19 protein-coding genes are annotated in these 21,574 nt (G+C 45.8%); 3 read left to right on the top strand and 16 right to left on the bottom strand.

The annotated features are described in order from the left end of the window. Nucleotides 1-4: 4 nt before the first annotated feature. The 3 genes from VM932_RS09255 to VM932_RS09245 form a co-directional block, all read right to left on the bottom strand. Nucleotides 5-1,228: a TolC family protein gene (locus VM932_RS09255; RefSeq protein WP_326278541.1), complete on the bottom strand. Its 1,224-nt coding sequence runs from the start codon at nucleotides 1,226-1,228 to the stop codon at nucleotides 5-7. A 1-nt stretch (nucleotide 1,229) separates the two neighbouring features. Beyond that, nucleotides 1,230-5,066 carry an efflux RND transporter permease subunit gene (locus VM932_RS09250; protein ID WP_326278540.1) on the bottom strand — a complete coding sequence of 1,279 codons (3,837 nt, stop codon included), beginning with the start codon at nucleotides 5,064-5,066 and terminating at the stop codon, nucleotides 1,230-1,232. Nucleotides 5,067-5,170: 104 nt separating this feature from the next. Continuing rightward, nucleotides 5,171-5,587 carry an HYC_CC_PP family protein gene (locus VM932_RS09245; protein ID WP_067035961.1) on the bottom strand — a complete coding sequence of 139 codons (417 nt, stop codon included), beginning with the start codon at nucleotides 5,585-5,587 and terminating at the stop codon, nucleotides 5,171-5,173. A gap of 571 nt (nucleotides 5,588-6,158) precedes the next feature. Between VM932_RS09245 and VM932_RS16760 the strand changes: the two genes are divergently transcribed. The 3 genes from VM932_RS16760 to VM932_RS09235 all read left to right on the top strand — a co-directional run bounded on the left by VM932_RS16760 (nucleotide 6,159) and on the right by VM932_RS09235 (nucleotide 9,154). Beyond that, the gene (locus VM932_RS16760) at nucleotides 6,159-6,578 is read left to right on the top strand and encodes an HYC_CC_PP family protein (RefSeq protein ID WP_428979728.1); all 420 of its coding nucleotides are present in this window, start codon (nucleotides 6,159-6,161) and stop codon (nucleotides 6,576-6,578) included. Nucleotides 6,579-6,756: 178 nt separating this feature from the next. After that, on the top strand, nucleotides 6,757-7,050 hold the full coding sequence (locus VM932_RS09240; RefSeq protein WP_067029136.1) for a phosphoribosylpyrophosphate synthetase: 294 nt from the start codon (nucleotides 6,757-6,759) through the stop codon (nucleotides 7,048-7,050). A gap of 16 nt (nucleotides 7,051-7,066) precedes the next feature. Continuing rightward, nucleotides 7,067-9,154 carry a copper-translocating P-type ATPase gene (locus VM932_RS09235; RefSeq protein WP_409552656.1) on the top strand — a complete coding sequence of 696 codons (2,088 nt, stop codon included), beginning with the start codon at nucleotides 7,067-7,069 and terminating at the stop codon, nucleotides 9,152-9,154. 271 nt (nucleotides 9,155-9,425) lie between these two features. Here the strand turns inward: VM932_RS09235 and VM932_RS09230 are convergent, their stop codons facing one another. The 13 genes from VM932_RS09230 to VM932_RS09170 form a co-directional block, all read right to left on the bottom strand. Beyond that, complete coding sequence (locus VM932_RS09230) at nucleotides 9,426-10,211, bottom strand: DUF4138 domain-containing protein (protein WP_067029093.1); 786 nt, start codon at nucleotides 10,209-10,211, stop codon at nucleotides 9,426-9,428. Further along, the gene (gene traM, locus VM932_RS09225; RefSeq protein ID WP_067029095.1) at nucleotides 10,208-11,140 is read right to left on the bottom strand and encodes a conjugative transposon protein TraM; all 933 of its coding nucleotides are present in this window, start codon (nucleotides 11,138-11,140) and stop codon (nucleotides 10,208-10,210) included. The genes VM932_RS09230 and traM overlap by 4 nt, the downstream gene beginning before the upstream one ends. Further along, on the bottom strand, nucleotides 11,121-11,747 hold the full coding sequence (locus VM932_RS09220; RefSeq protein WP_067029097.1) for a conjugal transfer protein TraK: 627 nt from the start codon (nucleotides 11,745-11,747) through the stop codon (nucleotides 11,121-11,123). The genes traM and VM932_RS09220 overlap by 20 nt, the downstream gene beginning before the upstream one ends. A 10-nt stretch (nucleotides 11,748-11,757) precedes the next feature. Continuing rightward, nucleotides 11,758-12,597: a hypothetical protein gene (locus VM932_RS09215; RefSeq protein ID WP_176712344.1), complete on the bottom strand. Its 840-nt coding sequence runs from the start codon at nucleotides 12,595-12,597 to the stop codon at nucleotides 11,758-11,760. Next, entirely contained in the window at nucleotides 12,597-13,202 is a 606-nt protein-coding gene (locus VM932_RS09210) for a conjugal transfer protein (RefSeq protein ID WP_083157924.1), read from the bottom strand. The genes VM932_RS09215 and VM932_RS09210 overlap by 1 nt, the downstream gene beginning before the upstream one ends. Further along, nucleotides 13,199-15,610: a TraG family conjugative transposon ATPase gene (locus tag VM932_RS09205; RefSeq protein WP_067029101.1), complete on the bottom strand. Its 2,412-nt coding sequence runs from the start codon at nucleotides 15,608-15,610 to the stop codon at nucleotides 13,199-13,201. The genes VM932_RS09210 and VM932_RS09205 overlap by 4 nt, the downstream gene beginning before the upstream one ends. Then, nucleotides 15,603-15,881: a hypothetical protein gene (locus VM932_RS09200; RefSeq protein WP_067029103.1), complete on the bottom strand. Its 279-nt coding sequence runs from the start codon at nucleotides 15,879-15,881 to the stop codon at nucleotides 15,603-15,605. Before VM932_RS09200 ends, VM932_RS09205 begins: the two co-directional genes overlap by 8 nt. Then, a complete protein-coding gene (locus tag VM932_RS09195) occupies nucleotides 15,881-16,168 on the bottom strand; it encodes a hypothetical protein (RefSeq protein ID WP_067029105.1) in 288 nt (95 codons plus the stop codon). Before VM932_RS09195 ends, VM932_RS09200 begins: the two co-directional genes overlap by 1 nt. Before the next feature lie 291 nt (nucleotides 16,169-16,459). After that, complete coding sequence (locus tag VM932_RS09190; RefSeq protein WP_326278539.1) at nucleotides 16,460-17,122, bottom strand: ATPase; 663 nt, start codon at nucleotides 17,120-17,122, stop codon at nucleotides 16,460-16,462. Further along, nucleotides 17,119-17,709 (bottom strand): hypothetical protein, encoded by a 591-nt coding sequence (locus tag VM932_RS09185; RefSeq protein ID WP_326278538.1) that lies wholly within the window; start codon nucleotides 17,707-17,709, stop codon nucleotides 17,119-17,121. The genes VM932_RS09190 and VM932_RS09185 overlap by 4 nt, the downstream gene beginning before the upstream one ends. Beyond that, nucleotides 17,660-17,938, bottom strand: a complete 279-nt coding sequence (locus tag VM932_RS09180; RefSeq protein WP_326278537.1) for a helix-turn-helix domain-containing protein — start codon at nucleotides 17,936-17,938, stop codon at nucleotides 17,660-17,662. Before VM932_RS09180 ends, VM932_RS09185 begins: the two co-directional genes overlap by 50 nt. A 284-nt stretch (nucleotides 17,939-18,222) precedes the next feature. Then, the gene (locus VM932_RS09175; RefSeq protein ID WP_067029113.1) at nucleotides 18,223-19,062 is read right to left on the bottom strand and encodes an RteC domain-containing protein; all 840 of its coding nucleotides are present in this window, start codon (nucleotides 19,060-19,062) and stop codon (nucleotides 18,223-18,225) included. A 12-nt stretch (nucleotides 19,063-19,074) separates the two neighbouring features. Then, nucleotides 19,075-21,480 carry an aminotransferase class I/II-fold pyridoxal phosphate-dependent enzyme gene (locus tag VM932_RS09170; RefSeq protein ID WP_326278536.1) on the bottom strand — a complete coding sequence of 802 codons (2,406 nt, stop codon included), beginning with the start codon at nucleotides 21,478-21,480 and terminating at the stop codon, nucleotides 19,075-19,077. Nucleotides 21,481-21,574 lie beyond the last annotated feature (94 nt).

The raw sequence follows: 21,574 nt of genomic DNA, 5'->3' as shown, positions 1-21,574 counted from the left end.
CTGATTATTTTTTTGCCGTGATATAGTTAAACTTGGCCAACGCTATTTCATACTGCGTCAATGCGCTTATTTTCAATTTAGTATACTTCAACAACTGTTGCTGCATTCGCAACACCTCCTCGAAGTCCTTCCCGGAATTCCCATAGGCAGTGAACAACAGATTGAGTGCTTGTTCCGATTCCATGATCTGCTCATCAAAGAGGGAAATCAGATCGGTCTGCTGCCTTATGTCAAAAACGGCCATTTCATAATTGGTCTTCAATGTATTGGTGATTTCCTTTTTTTGCAGGGAATAACTTTCCTGCATCAATTGGGCCTCTTTTTCGGCTGCCCTGTACTTACCCCTGAATAGGGGCAGGCTCAAGGTAACCATGGGCATCAATACATCCTTGCCGTTATCGGGAACCACCATGTCGGTACGCTTATCGACCATTACATAGTCCAGTCCGACCCCCACTTTTGGCAGGCCTTGTTTAAGGGCTGCCCTTTCGGATGCCGCTGCAGCCTTGACTTTTAATTCCAGGGAATTCAAGAGCGGATGGTCCACTACCAAGGAATCTTTGACATAATCAATGGGCAGTACATTGACCCCAAGGGTCTCAGGAACGATTATTTGTTCATCTTCCTTACGGTCCAATAGTTTATTGAAGGACGCCAAAAGGGGGATTTCCTTATGTTTAAGGATACCCAGATTCGTCCGGGCTTCCTTTAAAAGCACGTCCACCCTTAAGACATCGACCAATGATCCCAAGCCATTTTTGAATTTCGTATTGGAAACCGTCTTGTAGGATTCCAGGATGGCGATGTTGTCCTCTTCGATCCGTACCCACTCCTTAAGTTCGTACAATGGAAAATAAGCTGCTGAAACCTCGTAATAAAGTTTGTTCCTGGCATCCAAAAAAGACTGGTACTTGGCCTCTGCCATAAGTGCAGCGGCATCACCTTGGGCCTTTAAGGTTCCAAACCAAGGAAACATCTGGGTCAGTGAAAATCTTGCCTTTTGGGGCCCTACCCGGGTTTCGACCGGGGAGATGAAGTACCCAAAGGACAGGTTTGGATCTGGTAAAGCCTTCACCTGCGGTACCTTTTGTAACGCCGCCTCAAAATCTTTGTACTGTGAAAGCAGCCCCGGGTTGTTCCCAGCAGCAATCTCAAAGTAGTCCTCCAAGGTCTGGCCATTGGATAGGATACTTGTCAAGATAAATATAATGGTCACTACCTTTTTCATTTTACTGTATTTTTTTCAATGCTTTGTTGCGATTTTTAATGACTGTTTCCCTCCAATAGGCTTGGAGTACCGGGACCACGAACATGGTCATGATCTGTATGGCCATTCCCCCAAAAGTCGGGATGGCCATGGGAATCATAATGTCGGCCCCTTTTCCGGTCGAGGTCAGCACCGGCAAAAGGGCGATGATGGCCACGGCGGCCGTCATCATGGCGGGACGGACCCTCTTTTTCCCTGCCTCCAAAACCGCCGCTCTTACATCCGGTACGGTTTGAGGGTTCTTTTCCTCAAAAACCTGGTGGATGTACGTACCCATGATGACACCATCATCGGTGGCAATACCGAAAAGTGCGATAAAACCAACCCAAACCGCAACGCTTAAATTGATCGTGTGCATTTGGAACAGATCCCGCATGTTGACCCCTGAAATGGCAAAATTCATGAACCAATCCTGACCATAGAGCCAGAGCATTATGAAACCTCCCGCAAAAGCAACAAAAACCCCGGAAAAATGGATGGAGGATGCGATGACCGTCTTGAACTGAAAAAACAGCAGCAAGAAAATAACGATCAAACTGATCGGTATGATAATGGACAGTCTTTTCACTGCCCTGATTTGGTTCTCATAACTCCCTGAAAACTTATAGCTTATTCCCGCGGGGACCGTTAATTCACCTGCATCGATTTTTTTCTGGATGGCTTCCTGGGCATCGTTCACCACATCGACTTCCGCAAAACCGTCCCGTTTATCAAAAAGCACATAGCCTACCAAAAAGGTGTTTTCGCTCTTGATGGCCTGAGGCCCGCGGACATATTCAAAATCCACCACTTGGGATAAGGGAATTTGCGCCCCTACCGGTGTGGGAATCAAAATTTTCTTCAACGATTCCGGGTCGTCCCTCAATTCCCTCGGGTAGCGCACCCGCACGGGAAAACGTTCCCTACCTTCAACGGTGGAGGTGATTTTCATCCCACCGATCGCTGTTTCGATGCTTTGCTGCACATCTTCAATGTTCAAACCATATCGGGATATCCCGTCCCTGTTGATATTGAGGTGCAAATAAGGTTTGCCGACTATTCTATCGGCGAATGCGGCTTCTGCCTTGACCGAAGGAACTTCCTTCAAGATACCTTCCAATTGCATCCCAAAATCCTCGATGGTCTTCAAATCGGGCCCAAAAACCTTGATCCCCATGGGAGCGCGCATTCCGGTCTGCAGCATCACCAACCGGGTTTCAATGGGCTGTAATTTGGGAGCAGAGGTTATGCCCGGGATCTTGGTGACCTTTACGATCTCATCCCAGATATCGTTGGGGGATTTGATATGGGGCCTCCAGTTTCGGAAAAACTCACCGTCCTCATCCACGATCAGGTCCTTCTCGGCAATCCCTCGCTGCAAGGCCTCCTCATTGGTCAAAGTGTCTTTATGCTGGGTAATGAACCTGTCCTTTCGATCTACTTTATAACGGACCCTATGTCCGTCTTCATTCACAATGAATTCAGGTTTATAGTTGATGATGTTCTCATACATGGAAATGGGTGCAGGGTCCAGTGCGGATTCAACGCGACCGAGTTTACCGACAACCAAGTCCACTTCGGGTATGCTTCCCAAGAGCATATCCAACTGTCCAACCACCCTTTTGTTGTATTCCACCCCTGAATGCGGCATGGATGTCGGCATCAACAGGAACGAACCTTCATTGAGCGATGGCATGAACTCGGACCCTATTCCCGGGAATCTCTTGGAAGCTGCCTGCCATCCCGAGGTCTGTCTGACACTTTTCCAACCTACCGATTCAAAGCCTTTGGCCACGATTCCAAAGGTGCTATCGAACCCCAGCCAAACCAATACCCCAAAAAACAGGGTCACGAATGGGATGAGCATGAACTTTCCCTTGTTTTCCAGACACCACTTTAGGACCGGGGTATAGAAATGTACGATTCCCATCAAAGCGGCCAGGATAATGCCCACTAGGAACAACACAAAAAAGTAGTTGACCACAATACCGTTTTGGGGTCCCAAGGGCATCCATTCCTCGGTCAGGAAGAACGAGGCGATAAAAACGGTCAATCCCAAATTGATATAGTTGGGAAACGATTTATAGTGCTCCGGCCATTTGGGTTCCATCAAATTGTTCAACCCAATGAGTGAAATGACCAATGGCAACCACATCTGGGCATAGAATGCAAAAATAAGCCCAGTGGATATCAATAGAATGGACCAAAATCGTCGCACCCGTTTCTTGTCATAATCCACCCCCAGTACAAAATGGGCCAAGGCAGGCAGTACAACGATTCCCAGTACAAAGGCGCTCAACAGGGCGAAGGTCTTGGTAAAGGCCAGGGGCCTAAATAACTTCCCTTCTGCCGATTGCATGGCAAAGACAGGCACAAAGCTCACGACAGTGGTCGCCAATGCGGTGGTAATTGCCGAGGCCACTTCCACGGTTGCCCTATATATTACCTGAATGAGTTCCTTGCCCTTGGCACCATGGTTCTCGGGCATTTCCAAATGTCGGATAATGTTCTCGACGAACACGATCCCCACGTCCACCATCACCCCTATGGCAATGGCTATTCCGGAAAGCGCGACCACATTGGCATCTACCCCGGCATATTGCATGACAATAAAGGTCATTAGCACCCCGACGGGCAATAGACTTGATATGATCACAGAGGCCCTCAAGTTGAGGACAAGTACCAGTACAACGATGATGCTGATCAGTATTTCGTGCGACAGGGCATTTTCCAAAGTGCCTATGGTCTCGTGGATGAGCTGTGTCCGGTCATAAAACGGGACCACGGTCAATTGGCTTTCCACACCATTGGCCAAGGTCTTCTTGGGCAATCCGGGTGCGATTTCCTTGATCTTGTCCTTCACATTATTGATGACCGCCAAGGGATTGGAACCATAACGGGCGACCACTACGCCACCTACCACTTCGGCGCCCCCTTTATCGAGCACGCCCCTTCGTGTGGCCGGTCCCAAGCTGACCACCCCAATATCCTTGATCCGAACCGGGACATTGTCAAATACGGCAACCACCGCCTTTTCTATGTCTTCCGTATTTTTGACATATCCCAAGCCCCTGACCAAATATTCTGCTTGATTGACTTCAATGGTCTTGGCGCCCACATCCCTGTTCGACTTCCGTACGGCCTCCATGACCTTGTATAAGGGGATATTATAGGCCTTTAGGGCATCCGGATTTACATCCACTTGATATTCTTGGACATAACCCCCGATCGAAGCCACTTCGGACACCCCGTCCACGGCATTCAATCCATATTTCACATAAAAATCCTGGGCGGTCCGTATCTCGTGCAGATCCCATCCTCCCGTAGGATTGCCATCCTTGTCCCTTCCTTCCAAGGTATACCAATATACCTGTCCCAATGCCGTGGCGTCGGGACCCAAAGTCGGGGTAACGCCATCGGGCAACAGACCCGTGGGAAGTGAATTCAATTTTTCCAGGATCCGGGAACGCGACCAATAAAATTCCACATCATCATCAAAAATGATATAGATACTGGAAAATCCAAAGATGGATGAACTACGGATTGTTTTCACTCCTGGAATCCCCAGTAAATAGGTCGTCATTGGATAAGAAATCTGATCCTCGATATCTTGTGGCGAACGTCCGGGCCATTGCGTGAAAACAATTTGCTGGTTTTCCCCAATATCGGGAATGGCATCCACGGGCACCGGGTCTTTGGGAAGAAAGCCCGTATTCCAATTGAAGGGGGAAGTGACAATCCCCCAGGTAACCAACATTATTAAAACGAGAACGGTCACCAGTTTGTTCTCTAAAAAGTATTTTATGATTTTATTGAGCATATCATGAGTTTATTGTGTTGGAAATAGTGAAATTGTTCCAAAGGCAATAAATACCTAGGGCCATGCCAAAAACCATAGCACGGCCAAACGTCATCGATATGCTCTTAAATAAGGAAAGTTTGATCAAGAATCTGAATATCCTTGACCAAAAGGGGCGGAGGGTAATGTACGACAGGAACTATATTTTCCTGTGATCCCTCAAAAAGATTGATGTAACTGTAGGTGAAGGCAATTAGGAACTGATGCTCCCCTATACTTACATTTTCAACTGAAAGTAGAAGATCTTCCTGCCCGAGGACAGAAAGTGTCTCATCTTCACAGCATCCATTTTTTTGCAGATTATGTTCATGCGAATCGGAAGCTTGTTGCACATCCATTCCACAGGATTCCGCTTTACCGAAGAAGGAAAAATCAACAAGATCCTCACCACAATAGTGTTGCCCCACCGCAAAGGAAAATGTGGAGGCCAGCACATTCAGTGCCATGAAACAAGATAATATTTTGAACCAAAATAGTTTCATATGCGATTACAAAACTACAATAATTTTAACAACCCTATTTTATTTAACATATTTTTTATGGCGATTTCATGTAAAATCCTTGCCATTCCACAGCCCTGAACCTAAGCAGGTCCCACAAAATCATCGGTTTGATTTTCAATTACATATAGTATGACAAAACGTTCCCTGGCCAGCAATGACATAACGGCTTTTTCAGGTCGGCCTTATGTCAGAAATGAAGGAAGGACGGGCTATGCTATTTTGTCTTCCATAGGGAATATATGGTATACCAATTTCTTAGGCCGGGCCACAAAGGTTGTCCCATACCACATCCTGTCGGTGGATCGGGCACATTGACCTTTAGCTTCACCTGTTGCCCAAGCAACAGAAATCGAATGGGCATATGAAGTTGTTCCACCCAATCCAAAACATGATGTCCATCATGTTTTTTCAGAAGTAGTTCCCATACTTTTGAAACAGGAACAATCCACATTATCAGAATACAAAAAACTACTAATGTATGAGTGAGTTAAGATCGAATTGATTTCAATATGTTTTATGATCGGTGTACTATTTTTTTTAATTTTAATAGGTGAAGCAAACCATATCGAAAATATTATCCCTGTTTCTAGCCTGTTCCGTATTGGTCAGTACGACTTCCTTTGCTTCCAACGCCCATTTTTGTTGTAACAAATTGGTCAGTTTTTCCGTGACAGGAAAGGCAAAACCCTGCGACCAAAAGCTTCAAAGCCCCAAAAGCCCCTTAAGGAAGTGTTCTTTGGAGCAAAAGAATTGCTGTAGCAACGTTACTTATGCCAATTTCGGCAAGGATGACCTGATGGTTCGATCTTTTGACCTTGATTTCGATACACTCATAGTTCCATATACCTCCATTTTTTACCATACCGATAGCTTTGGTGGGCTACAGGAAAGCATTGTTCCTTTTAAAGACTATATCCCCCCTTGGGTCGAACGAAACCTCCCTATCCTCCACAGGACTTTATTGATTTGATTTTTTTTTCCACCTTGGGCACTATGCCCTGGTTTGTCCCTTTGTAAGGACATTCGTCCTTTAAATGGCTGGGGCATTTTCAGGACAATACATTCTGATCTGTTGTAAAAACGACGATTTATCAATGGAGATTGTAACAACAAATGGTTATATCACAATAACCCAAAATCGAAACCCTATGAAAAATTATGATACCCTTTCAGAAGCCATATCCGATTTACAGGCAAAGGGCTATACCTATGATTTTAATCTCAAGCCCCATTGTCTGGAATGCGCTTCCCTTAAAATCGAAATTCGACCGGAGGACTTTAAGGTCGACCAGACCCATCGTTTTGAGGGGATGAGCAGCACCGATGACAACAGCGTGCTGTACGCCATATCCTCCAAAGATGGCATCAGGGGCATCCTGGTGGATGCCTATGGCGTCTATGCCGGAAACATTTCTGAAAAAATGAGAAAAAAATTACGATAACCCTTAAAAAGAACCGATGATGGAAAAGCACCAACACCACGACCATTCACGGATGAACCACGATAAGACCGACCACTCCAAAATGGACCATGGCCCTGGGGGCCATTCTGGGCACAACCCCGCACATGGCCAAATGGGTCATGACCACCACAAAATGATGATCGCCGACTTTCGAAAGCGATTTTGGACAACGCTGGTACTCACCATACCCATTTTGTTCCTATCGCCCATGATCCAGGATTTTTTTGGGTATGAATTCCTGCTTCCCGGTAACCCTTACTTTCTTTTCGGGCTTTCCACCATTGTATATTTCTATGGGGGATGGCCTTTTTTGAAAGGTTTTTGGTCAGAAATAAAACAGGGTGCACCGGGAATGATGACCTTGATCTCCATGGCCATTTCCGTAGCCTATTTCTATAGCACGGCCACCGTATTCGGACTGAAGGGCCAAGACTTTTTCTGGGAACTGTCCACCCTTATCGCCATCATGCTACTCGGGCATTGGATAGAGATGAAGAGCGTCCTTGGTGCCTCAAAAGCCTTACAGTTGTTGGTCAGCATGATGCCTGCCGAAGCACACCGTGTCAAAGGGGAAACCATAGAGGACATACCGTTGGAAGCGGTATTGAAAGATGACATCATACTGGTCAAGCCGGGGGAAAAGGTCCCAGCCGACGGTACCATCGTCGAAGGCAGCAGTTACCTGAACGAATCCATGCTCACGGGGGAATCGAAACCTGTAAAGAAAGAGGAAAAGGACAAGGTGATCGGCGGTTCTGTCAATGGCAACAGCACCTTAAAGATCAAAGTGGAGCACACGGGCAAGGATAGTTACCTCAACAAAGTGATCACGATGGTGGAAGAGGCCCAAAAGACCAAGTCCAAAATGCAGAACCTTTCCGATAGGGCCGCCAAATGGTTAACCTATATCGCCTTGGCCATTGGTTTTGGGACCCTGGCGGTATGGTTGGCCCTGGGTTTCCCCTTTGTTTATGCCCTGGAACGCATGGTGACCGTTATGGTCATTGCCTGTCCCCATGCCCTGGGTCTTGCCATCCCTTTGGTGGTGGCCATTTCCACCGCGGTATCCGCCCAAAACGGCCTATTGATCCGCAACAGGACCGCCTTTGAGGAATCCCGGAAGATATCGGCCTTGTTATTTGATAAAACGGGGACCCTGACCAAAGGTGATTTTGGCGTTACCCGAATCCAATCGGTCGATGACAACTATTCCCCGGATGAAGTCCTTCGCCTGGCAAGTGCCTTGGAACAAAGCTCGGAACACCCCATTGCCGTGGGTATCATCAAAAGGGCCCAAGAGGAAAAGGTCACCATTCCCAATCCCTCGAACTTTCATGCGATCACTGGAAAAGGGGTCGAGGCAACCGTGGAGGACAAACCGGTAAAAGTGGTCAGTCCCGGTTTTTTAAGGGACAACAACATTCCCATTCCCAAAGACGCCTATAGCGATGCCGCCGAAACCGTGGTATTTGTGTTGATCGAGGAAAAACTGGCCGGATACATTGCACTGGCCGATGAGATACGATCGGAATCCCAAGAGGCCATCCAAGTATTCAAGAAGAACGACATCAAGGTATTGATGGCCACTGGGGACAATGAAAAAACGGCCAGGGCCGTTAGCGAAAAACTCGGTTTGGATGGCTACTATGCCGAAGTGTTGCCCCACCAAAAAGTGGAAATAGTGGAAGAACTCCAACGTAAGGGCGAGTTCGTGGCCATGACCGGGGACGGTGTGAACGATGCCCCGGCCCTTGCAAAGGCCAATGTGGGCATTGCCGTTGGTTCCGGTACAGACGTTGCGGCGGAAACCGCCGACATCATCTTAGTCAACAGTAACCCCAAGGATATTGCCAATCTCATCCTGTTCGGCAAGGCCACCTACAACAAAATGATCCAGAACCTGATTTGGGCAACGGCCTACAATGTGGTCGCCATTCCGTTGGCCGCCGGTGTACTGTATTCCTCAGGGTTTGTCATGGGCCCTGCCGTCGGTGCTGTGTTCATGAGCCTGAGCACCATCATTGTGGCCATCAATGCGCAGTTGTTAAAACGTAAGATAGGAAGTAATCAGATCAAAGGATGATAGGCAAATAGAGCAATTTAGCATATAAAAGGGTGCATTCCCAATAGCAATACGGATTTTCAGTGTTCCCGCAATCCTATTAGGCCACTACGAAGAGAATACTGGATTCTGGTATTAATACTGCTGGAAGCCAGTTCCATTTTTCTTGAGGTGTGCCATTCCTAATTTATTTCCTTTCTTAGTAACCATTATAACCTTTGTTATGGCAAAATTTTGTTTTCATGTTAAAGTGTATACCCAAAAAGGGATTCCACTTCCCTTTATCGATAGGTCAATAGTTGAGCTCCAACCTTCTGCTTCCACGGCTTTCCAAGAGAATCAGTCTTAGATGCTCCTTAGGGGAAAGGATAAATTTGGGTAGCACAAGTACAAATCCTTGGGAAGTCCCGGTTTTAATGATTTTGGGCCGTTCAAAGATATAATGGGGTTCCAACTTGGTTTCTTGATACGAGGATCTCCGTTTCAAGCTGCCATTTATCCTTAGGGCCTCAAGGGTGCCTACTTCAAAATCAATGCCTGATCGGTTGCGCACCTCTACGACCATAAATACTTGAGCGTTTCGGTAGACCAACCTTTTCAACCGCAATCGGATTCCCTTTCTTCGTACCGATGCCAAGGCACCATTTCCATCACTTGATAGCAATCCACTTAAAAGAGGAAATCGAGCTGTGTGGGAAGCCAAGGAATCCCCTTTTTTACCAGGTAATTGCTGTACTTGGCCAATGCTATGCGCCTTGTCCACAAAAAAATGGGTTTGTGCCAAGTGTTCCCCATAGACCACCATGAAGTCGTACGCTTGTCCGTCCATGGTGATCACCAAGAGGTTAGTAATGGTGTTGGCTGTGGCCTGCAACAGCCCAAAATACTGAGCTTCTTCCCGGTTATAGGTAAAGATCGCTTTACTGTTTCCCGTTACAGCCTGTTTGATGGGACTGGAAAAAAAAAGGGCCACGTTCATTTGTGAATTGGCACGGATGGTATCCAGGGCCTTTTGGCCCGACACGGTGTGTCCATAGGCCATTAGCATTACTGCAATGATGACGTTTAGTGTTTTCATGATCTAGGTATTAAGAAGAATTGATAATGATCGGAAATCTGAACCTTAACGGTACGTTGATCGCGCTGAAATATGCGTTTGATCCCATTGAACTGGGGCACACCCGGCACATTGATCTCTCCAAGGCCCTCTTCCAAAGACCGATCCACCACTTCACCTCGCAGATGGTTCTTCACATAAATCCCTTCCTGTCCATCCTGGGCATCATAGGCTTGCATATCCATAAGGGTTGTCCCCAATCGGGTAAGTTCCACCATCACCCGGTTGGGCCTTATCTTTACAAAGCCATAGAGGCGGGTACCTCCTGGCACTCTGTTTCCATCCACAACATAGTCATGTGTGAGTCGCAAGTCCAAACGTTGTCCGTCCCGAAGGGTTTGATCTCCATCCACATACACCTTGGCCGCAGCGGCAGTTGGTAAATTTCCATCGGGACGGTTCCTTTTTGGATTGGAGGCAAAGAACAGTTGATGTGCAAGTCCCAGATCCGTTTCCGTCCTTGGGGAACCTATTGCCATGTTTTGGTCATCTTCCCTTACCTTTTTTACAACCTCCAACTGGGGCATTTCATCTACATCCGATACAGAAACTTTTTTCGCAGTAAAGACATTGGTATCAAAGACACTGTCTATGATCCGCTGCTTTTCATATTCCATATAATTTGGATTGAAATACCCTTTATCATCCACCATGTGGTCGGGATATACTTGGGGTGCCGTGGATTGTTTTTCCACCTTGATGGCTTCCACGGCTTCCAGTTTGGATTCAAATTCCACTGAAGTGTCCTCCAGATCCGGCATGGGGATCCTTCCCACATCAAGGCTTTCCTTTTTTGGCTTTCCAAAAGTGACGATACTATATATGGTGATAAAGAGTACCATACATACCAGTACCAGAACAAAAACTATTTTATTCTTCTGTGTTTTCATGAGTTTCAAGTTTACGAAGTGAGTTTTCAAAAAAATCAGTGATCAACAATCCATGTGGATTATGGGGGAAATTCCGTTCCACTTGGATCAGATGTCCCGAGGTCACCAGTTCATAGGTATCGGTGACGGTTCCCCGATTGATCCGTATATGCAATTGGGACCTAAAGGCAAAGGAAGTCCCATCCCAATCCAGCTCTGCATCGATTCTGATGACCTCTTGCACAAGGGAATATTGCAACAACCGGTTATAGAAACCGTCTGCCTTTTTCTGTTGGTAGACAGCACCCACGGAGGCATTACCCAACCAAAGGGCCCTCTCCATGTTCTTCTCATAACTGCCGGCATCCACCCCATAAAACCACCTATGAAACTGTTCCAAATGGGCCAGGGCCTCCACTTCCAGATGATCTCGTTGTTCGGCCCAGGAAAGCGGTATGACCTCCCCTTCCCCATTGACCACGAAGGCCCCGTTCAACGATTCACGGTATATCCTGCCCACTAGGACCATAGCAACCATACAGACCAAACCCGAGGCGATAACCACGGCAAGAACCACAAAACGGTTGAGCCGCAGCACATGAACAATACTTTTAAAAGGTGTTTTCATAGACTTCAATTTAACCGGTGAACAATCGAAGGGTAAAACTGGTCGCCCTTCGGTACAATTTAAATTTGAGCAAGACAATAAAGCCAATGGTCCCGAGTTCAATGATGGAGGCAAAGAATTCACTCCCAAAATCGAAACCAAAGAGGTTCCCCCAGAAGTTGGTAGTGATCTCCGTATAAAGGTTGTTGACGAAGACATTGACCAAAAAGAAGGCGGGAACCAGCATATATACTGCTGCATAGAGCTTGAAATAATTATAGGCCAATGGCCTGAACTTTTCAAAGACGGCCAAGCTGATGACCAAGGGAAAAAAGGCCTGTAGGATCCCCAATAGGAAATATCGCTCTGCAAGGAACAAAGGATAGATGAACAGGTCCATCAACCAAAGAATGACCCCGATGATAAAGGCCAAGACCTTTAATCCGTACAAAGGAGTGACCAAGGCCTCATACAACAGTGCCATGGCTTTCTTGGCGGCTTCCAAGGCACCCACATCCCGTTCCAGGTCCACATCCTGCAACTGTAATGGGAGGAGTGCCGGAGCCGTGTCCCGGTATTGGGCCTCAATGGCCACCAGGATCCCATCGAACACTCCCAATACCTCAGTGGAGAAAATGACCAAGAGCACCACCAAAAAATTCTTGGCCAGTTCCGTGGGGGTCAACCCCCAGGTATGGCCATCGGTGGAAGCTATTCCCTCATTGTATTTCTTCAAAATATTGATCAAAAAAAACAGTACGGCCAGGGTCTTCATCCCCACAATGGTATATTGGGAGAAATCACTGTCCTTGATGGTCTGGAAGACGGCATCCACATATTCCAATCCTATGCCCAAAAAGATTCCCGCCATCAGTAATTGGTTTCCCGGTTATTGATGATATCCTGCATACGCCGAAAGGAGATGATTTCCCGGTACCTTCGTGTCTTGACCTCCAACTCGGCCACCATTTCCTGCGACTGCACTTTTTTTTCCATCAAAATGGCCGTGCGCTCCGCATCGGACATCTTCAAAAAATCACTGGACAAAATCTGGTTTACAAAATCCAGGTCATCAATGGCCGTATCCATGATCTGCTCAAAGGCTCTGGATACCTGTTCCACCTCCCCTGCCTTGATATAGGGTGAGTTCAGAATATCACGAAGATCGTTCTGTACCGTTCGAAATAAAATCTCGTTGTTCCGTGCCAATTCCCGAACCGCCTTCAGTTGTTTGATGGTGTTATTGACCTTGACAATATTGTCCTTCTGTTCCTTCAGAAACTCCACGGTCTTTAGCAGTTCAGAGGTCTGTTTGGCCGATTCCAACAGGGACTTGGTCATACTGATAAAGTTCGTATTGTCATACACCGGCATCCCTTGGCAGGCAGCGCCTGCAGGCAATAACAGGGCCAAGGACAGCGCCAACATCCATGTTCTAGGATTGTTCCTTAGGTTTTGTTTCTTAACTATTTTCATATCGTTTTCTTTTGTTGATTTATAAATTCCGTAATGGCCCGTTCCATATTCCCGAACTGTTCAAAGAGTTCCATGATCTGACCATGTTCCATCCCATCGGTGAGATAGGCCGCATAGACCTCTGGGGGTACCTCCAAGCGAAAGACATTGCTTTCCTTCCCGATCTTGATAAAGATTTCGGTGTATTTGTGTTCCCCTGTCAGGTTGTTTCTAAGGGACTTCAATTGATTGAGATCATGGTTGGAGAGGTTCAATCGCCTTGCCAGTTCATCATAGCCCTTTTCGTTCCGTAAACTGTACACGACCTGCGTATTCTCCAGGATACTTGCCGAAGTGGCATTTTCCGGTAATTGGTTGATGGATTGCAGGATGATACCAATGGCCCCGTTTTGCTTTCGGATGGCCTGGTAATAGAACTCCACACTCTCCAATACATTGGGAAACTTGAGTTGCTTGGCAAACTCATCGAACAGGATGATGCCCCTTTCCGAGCGGTTTCGCCAAATGGTGCGTTGGATGGCCGACTTGATCAATTTGAGCATTACGGACAGGATTTCCCTATTGTCGCGCACTTCGTCCAACTCAAAGACAATTAAACGCTTGTCCTCGATCTTATAGGTCTGGTCTTCTGCCACATGGAACAGAAAACTGTACAGGCCCCCATCCACATATTCAGAAAGGATGTGCAAAAAGCCATAAACACTAAAATCGGATTCCTGAACTTGGGTTTCCTCGATCAAGGTATCCTTGTGCTTGTCCACGAATTGATATAGGGAAGCCAAGGAATGCCCCTCCATGATCTTATTATAATAGTGCAACAACACTTTTTTCAAGGCCACTTCCTTGGATTTGGTCACATGGCTTTCCGCCAAGAGCTCCAAAAGGAACAGGGCCAGATCTTCCAATCGTTCAGGGGTCAAATCGGACGGATCAGAAATATAAAAGGGATTAATACCCAAGTTCTTGCCTTGCTCATAGCGAAGGACCACGTGATCATCGGGATACAATTGGGCAAATTTGGCATAAGAACCCCCTAAATCGATAATGACCAGTCGTACATCGGCCTCAAAGTATTGACGTAGGATATTATTGGCCAAGAAGGATTTCCCTTCCCCTGTCGGGGCAAAAATGGCAAAGTTCCGGGCCTTGATACGCCTTTTCCCCTCGTCCCATACATCCTTGACCACAGGAATATTGTACTGTCTATCATTAAAAACGATTCCTGTTTCATCAGAGCGATAATTGGTATTGTTGATATACAGACAAAGGGCTGCCTTCAGGTCCATCACAAAAAGATCTTCATTGGAAAAGTTGGAAGCATAACTGGGATAGGAGTTCAAAAAATAATGTTTGCGCTCCTCCCCATGGGGATGATAGGGTCGTATATCCAGTTCCTTTAATATGGCCTTAATGCCAGAAGCAATGCGCTTCAACACCCCAGCTTCCGTATGCCAAAAAACAATGTTTACATGGCCACGAACGATCCGTGCGGTATCATCCCCATTGATCCTGTCCAAGATATGTTGGACCTTATTGCGAACCACTTTGTTCTGGGAACCAAAATTGGAGCTCTTGGAGAGTTCCTCAATTTTTTTATCCAATAGTTTACGCCATTGATGGGTATCATCTAGATATAGGATTTGGTTGATGATATGGTTCTCCCCCAATTCCAGTCCCAGACCGTCCAAAAAACCTTTATGAAAACTGAATCCGTCCGAACTGAATTTCCCGTTGGGCACACTGCTTTGCACGGTTTCTCCAAAACATTCTTCATTGTTGATGGCCATCACATCAAAATAATGGTCACCAATTTCTATGGGGCCTTTCCCAAACTGGATATCCGTATCAAAATCAAGATTGTATCCATTGAAATAAGCATGGGTATGCTCCAATATGGCTTCAGGTTCCATGGGTACCATGGACACGCTTTTGGAGTTGTTGATATAGGATACCGCATCGTTGACGGCGGTCACAAATTCCGCTACCTGCACATCCAGTTTCCGGTGCAACCCTTTCTCTACTTTTCGAAAGGGATTGACATATTTGGTGGCATTAAGGGCTTTATCAAGAGGAAGTACAAAGAAGAGATAACTCTGATGGTCCAAATGCTCCCTACCCACAAAATAATCATGGGTGGCCTTTGCCAGAAAGGAATCCTTTGGAAGATTTCTACCTACATAACCCTTCTTTTGATATATATCCTGCTTATGGATAACCGTACCCACGGGCAAGGATTTAAAGGCTTGGTACCACATCCCATGTAGATCCCCAAAATCCGTTTCAGAAAGGGAGTATATCTCCGGCAGTTCCACCTGATAACACAATACCACATTGCCGTTGCTCCCAAAGATCACATGGTTTTGAATATCCAGGATTGGGTGAAATGCATTGAAATTCAGTTTAGACATAGTCAAAGGGGTTCAACTGTTTTAGGCTTATGGTCTTGGGAAAGGTTTGCATCACCTTCAATTGGAAAGGTTTCTTCACCCACTGCAACAATGCCCCATAGAGCAGGGCATTGAAAAGCAGCAGGCCCACGATGACACCCAAATGAAACGAAAAAATGATGATCAAAAGCGAACAGATGATAGACACCATCATCAGGCCAAACAGTGAAATGGACAGCCCCATGATCATGGCCCGCTTTCGTATATTTCTATAGACCTCGAACTGTTTCATCAGACTACGATTCCGATGAGATAGGTAAAGATGCCCACAACAGCACCGGCGATTAGCACAAAGACCAAGACACGGGTAATGCCCCTTTTTAGGTCAGCGTTCTCCCCAAAGAAATGTCCTGCATTGAACAGGAAGCCCACCAAAAATATAACGCCAAGAATGATAGGGAATATGGCCCGAATGGTATCTGAAATATCATTGACCGAATCCTCGATGCCCCCAATCTGGGCCAAAACTGCACTGGTGGTAAAAAGCAATAATAAGGTAATAAAAAAAGATTTTCGCATATCGTAAACGTTTAAGGGTTAGACGATTATTGATAGGTGAAAAATATAATGGATATGCATTCAAATAACTGAATATCAGTTATTTGTGAATATCATTTTATCTGTATTCAAATAGGCTCAATTGGTCTGGATTCCATGCAGAATTAATGAAAAAGCGAATACTCCCTGTTCATAAGTGCTATCTGGTTCCAATCCCTCCAGCCCAAAAACGTCAAAAGTGGCTGATCGGCCCATCAAAAAGTGTTGCAATTCGCCAAAATTCAAAGCTACATGCTACACCGCCACAAAACCTTATTTTCTTTTGTCCTTACTGTCCTTATCGAATCCCACTAGGTTAAAGAGTTCCCGCATTCTTGACCTTACTCGGTTCCCATACCTTGATTCGAGTTCCTGTGCATTGAGATTGGTGGTGGCGTGGGTCTTGATCTTATGGTCCGTGAACAGTTCATAGCGGGACAGCAAGATCTCCCCCATGACATTGCATTCCTTTCCAAAATGAACCCCATCGGGTTCCACACCCAGATCATCAAAACAAAAGGATTGGGTGTTTCCATAGTCCCCAATGATCTTATAGCCCAAATGGTTGAAACCAAAGACAATGTTCCTGGAAGGAATGACCTCATAAGGCCTTTGGTGGGGTACCATGAACTTGAACAGTTTCATTAGACTGGTCTTGCCGCACCCTACCGGACCTGAGAGGAGAAGGCCCTTATCCACATCGATACTCAACTGTTTGCAACGTTCCCTGTCCCTGATAAAGTAGAGACTGAGCTTGTACAGCACCTCTCGGTCCTCCCTATGGATCCTGAACTTCTTGCCGAACAAGAGTTTTCCCTTGGCATCGAGGTAGACCAAGATCTTATCGAAATCGTATTTGATCTCCCTGCCCTTCAAGGAACCCAGTTCATAACTTATGGCACCTTCGGTGATGATATGTGGGGCCTTAAAATTCATAGCGGTTCGTTATAGTCCTTGTCCTTGCTTGTCCGTAAGTTGTCCCGATATGGGACAGTGGGGGTTTGTTCGGCATTGTTTTCTTCGATCTCAAAAACTTTCTTTTTCATTTTCTTTTGTTTCTTCCCGTTTGTATTGTTTTTAGTTGTTTGTATATGTTTGTTTATAGGTACCAACGCTTGTCCATTGCTTGTCCCGAATTTGGTACGGTACTGGTCCAGGGCTTGTCCAGTACTTGTCCCAAAATCGAACATCTTGATCCGGCTGCCCTTGTAAGGATTATGGGACGGGGAGTACAGGATATAGTTCCAATGGCTGAGCTCGCGGATGCAGCGGTGATAGGTCGATTTGGACCCAATCTTTGCATAGGTCATGGCCTCTTCCCTACTGATAAAGAACTCGGCCACAAAATAATTTTGGTTCCATAATTGGAACAGTCCGATGTACAGGCTGATATGGGTCGGGTTCAAGCGGTTGTCCCTGGCAAACTGGGCAAACACCCCGTTCAGGTGTTTGATATAATTGATGTCCTCCACTTTAGATGCGGTTATGGACCTTGTTCTGCTCCAGTACTTCCATGATCTCATGGTATTCATAGTAGAGCACCCCTCCTATCTTTGTAAAGGGCAGGGTCCCGTTGACCCTAAGGTTTTGAAGGGTACCCGGCGAAATGCCCAACAGGTCCCGGACCTCATTGGATTTGAGCCATTTCTTGCCCGGTTGTCCACTTTGGTCCTTCAATAATGCTTTGATGTCTTCCAAGAGTTCCACTTTGAACTCCATGAGATCTTCTGAGGTGACGATGGTTGCTCCCATAGTTTTTTGAGTTTTAAAAGAAGGACCATCCCATTACTATCATTTCATTTGATGGCCCTTCGATAGATTTGACTTTCAGGGACAAAACTCAAAAAGGTTTTTGGAAAAACTTCCCAAGTTGGTACCAAGGTGGGTGTTTTTTTCTGCGCATAGGATTTGATTGTATTTGGTTCAATTTAAACAATGTACATCCAATAATGGGCTCATAAATCTCAAGATTATACCCCTATGGCCCATCAAAATGCAAATTCCCAAGTTGGTACCAACTTGGGAAAAACTAAAACTTATTCATCCAGGGAATCCATCCGTTGGTTGAGCATTTCAATGAGCTTGTCCAAAAAGCGGGTCTTACTGGTCTTTCGGGACCGGATATCAATAAAAGTGTGGTAGTAGTTACCGAGGTCCACATTGTAAAAATGCTCAAAATGCGAAGCCAACTCCTTGATGTCCGTGGTACCGCTATTGATGCATTTGCTGGATTGGAGTGCATATAAAAGTTCGATCAGATCGGTCTTGTTGCCGGTCCAGAAGAGTTTTGAAGGTTTTTCCATGGTCATGTTCTTTTGGGGTTCTAAATTGTTTTGTAGGTCATCCACCTCCTTTCTCAGGTACACGATGAGCATGTCATAGGCCATGATCGTGGCCACGGTACCATCCTGACAGGTGGAGAACTGGTCATCGATCAAAAAGTGGAAGGATTCAAGGGGTAGCCTAAGGTCTCTGTTCCCCCTGACAAAATATTGTTCATCCAGGGACATTGCCCCACGACGGTAATAATTATAAAACTCCAGATTGTCATTGAAAAAGGTCTGGAACTTGTCGATCTGAAGTTGTAGGTACTTGATTTGTGCCGCATCGTTTCCCCTTGGCCGCTTGCTCTCGATATTGAACAGTTTGACATAATAGATCAGCTTACTAAAGATTTGGGGCTTGACGTGCTTGAAGAAGTAGATTTCGTCCGCTTGGGTGTCAAAGGTCTTGCCTGTAATCTGTTTTTGGAGTTTACGGATACTTTTCTCCACGAGAACGATACCCTTTTCCGCTTTGAAAAGGATATCCCCGTTCCCGCTTTCCAAGGCATCCAACTGGCCCTCAAATTCCGATAGCAGCTTTTGGTATTTCATGACGATTTTCCATTAATGCTGGCCTTCCATGATTCCGAGCAATTCCAGGATGAAATTGTCATTGGTCTGGAGATAGGCATATTTTTTCTCTACCGTTGCACCGAGTTTCCGTTTCTCAAAGGCTGCGGTCAACCCGAAATCGATCTTGGGGATGCCCAATCCAATCGCCCGTTCAATGGTCCGGAAAAGCAACTGGCGATAAATGGCAAATTCTTCCAGACCATCATAATCCATACCTACAAAAGCAGGGACAAAGACCTGGTTCAAATTGGTATAGCAGAACATCACGCCCACTATCTTTTCAGGTTTATCCAATGAACAAAGGACAATGAATTCCCACAAATGGTTTTCGTTCATCTTTTCAAACAGGGAGTCAGGAAAGGAAAAGGTATTGAGCCCCAAATTTCTGGACTGTACTTCCCCAAATAAGGATTTGACCTGTTCAAGTTCAGATTTGGATAGCTTGGGAAGAACTATGGTCTTTGCCCTATCGAGATAGGGCTGGACATCCTTTCGAAAATGTCTTCTGTTTCTGGAGGACAATCTTTGCAAATAATCTTCCATGGAATCCACCCCGTTCAAGACAACGTAACAGGCGTTGGGCATCTGCACCCTTAAAAATCCCCCTCCATAAAGCGCTTCATTCCATACTGTATGTTCACCAAAATCTCTTAGTACAGTCATTTTGGCTCCAAACCGCTGTTCCAGTTTTTCCAAGGTTTCCAATAGCTTGTCCCTTGCCTCCTTGCCCAAGCTATGTGATGCATTCCAATAGAGGTGATCTCCTTCCGTGAACAGACAACCAAGGGACAGGACCATGGATGACAAATGGTAGGGATCGGTTTTCCTTTCCTCCTCAATGGCAGCAGAAATTTGTGCTTGTGCCAACATATCATCCTTCCAAATGGAAAGAGTTACAAAGGTCATCAATATGGGTATCCCATCAGTATCCTTGATGACCACATACCGGAACGACCAATTATGTTCCTTTCTTGGATTTCCCTGGAATACCTCTTCCAAAAACTTCAGCCCCTCCCAATCATAAACACCTTGACCACCTAAACTTTGGTTCCATGCCTCCTTTTCAACATGATCAATGGTATCGATTACTTCAACGGTAAGCTCAGAGGATACTTTCGGATCCCTTAGGGTCTTTGGTTCCATTTTAAAGGCATGGAAGACCCGTTCGGCATTTGTTTGGGTATCTTCCAAGGCCAATGGAAAATGATGTTCCATGGCTTCTACCAATCCTTTGATCTCCTTCTTTTCGTTATGTCTTGAAATGGTGATCCGGACCCCGGTGTTCTTTACCGGTACTGCGGGAAAGATGCCAAGATTGACATAAAACCCCTCCTGCATCAATCGGTTCACAAAATTGTAACCGGTCTTGGGCATTCCTGTACCAATGTAAAAGACAGGGGATTCGTTTTGGTCAATTAGCGGTAATTCGGTTGCGGAGAGGCATGCATTGAAATAGTCTATGCGTTCCCGCAATTCGTGCTGTAGGTCATAGATCTCTGGGGAAAGGTGGATTTGCGCCGAAGCCATGGCAGCGGCCACCGAGGCCGGTTCCAATTGGGCAGAAAAGGTCAAGGGGCCCCCAAAGGTCTTTATTTTATCGTATAGTTTTGGGTTGGAACAGGCCAATACCGCACCGCTGGCTCCAAAGGTCTTGCTCAGTGTGCCGAAAAGTAGCACATTTTCCGGTAATTCCCCTAATTGGTCCAGGACATAGCCTGTCCCATTTTTACCTACCCAACTCATCCCGTGGACATCATCGAAATAAAAATGGAGTTGAGGGTATTTTTCTGAAAGCGCCATCAATTCTGTGACAGGGGCATAGTCCCCGTACATGGAATAGATGCCATCGGCCATATACCAGATATGTCTTTTTGAATGTTGGTACTTCTTGATCTTGTCCTCCAACATCTCCAAGTTATTGTGGCGTATCATTTCGATGGGAACGCTTCGAGTCTTTAACATCTTTGCGGCATTCTGAACACTCCAATGTACCTGATGGTCCAAAATAATTACATCATTATCGTCCACTGCACTGGGTATGACGCCCAAATGCCCCAGCGTACTGTTTTTGGTAATGACAATGGGCTGACCATACATTTCCTTGATATAGTCTTCAAGTTCCTTATAAAGGGGATTGGAGATATAGGACTTGGAGAGCGGAAATTGAGTGCCATATTTCTCTATGGCATTCATGGCGGCCTCCTTTAAGCGAGAATCCTGTTCCAGCCCTAAATAACCCGTGGTCCCAAAATGGTACAGTTCCCTACCGCCTATTTCTATCGTCCTTCCCGAAAAGGACTTTCCCCCGGCATAAAGGTGCAATACCCCAGCTTGTTTTGCATCGGTGAATACTTCATGTACGGTGTTCAGAAAATTGTGGTGTTTGATCTTGGCCATTTTATTTGATTTATTTTGTGATAAAAAGAAACGGATTTTGTAAGCTGATAAAGCATACTTATTCTATTTAATCCTTTTCAGATAACAAATACTC

The organism is Flagellimonas halotolerans (assembly GCF_035818535.1).
Lineage (GTDB): Bacteria > Bacteroidota > Bacteroidia > Flavobacteriales > Flavobacteriaceae > Flagellimonas > Flagellimonas halotolerans.
This window is presented reverse-complemented; position numbering and strand designations above follow the sequence as displayed.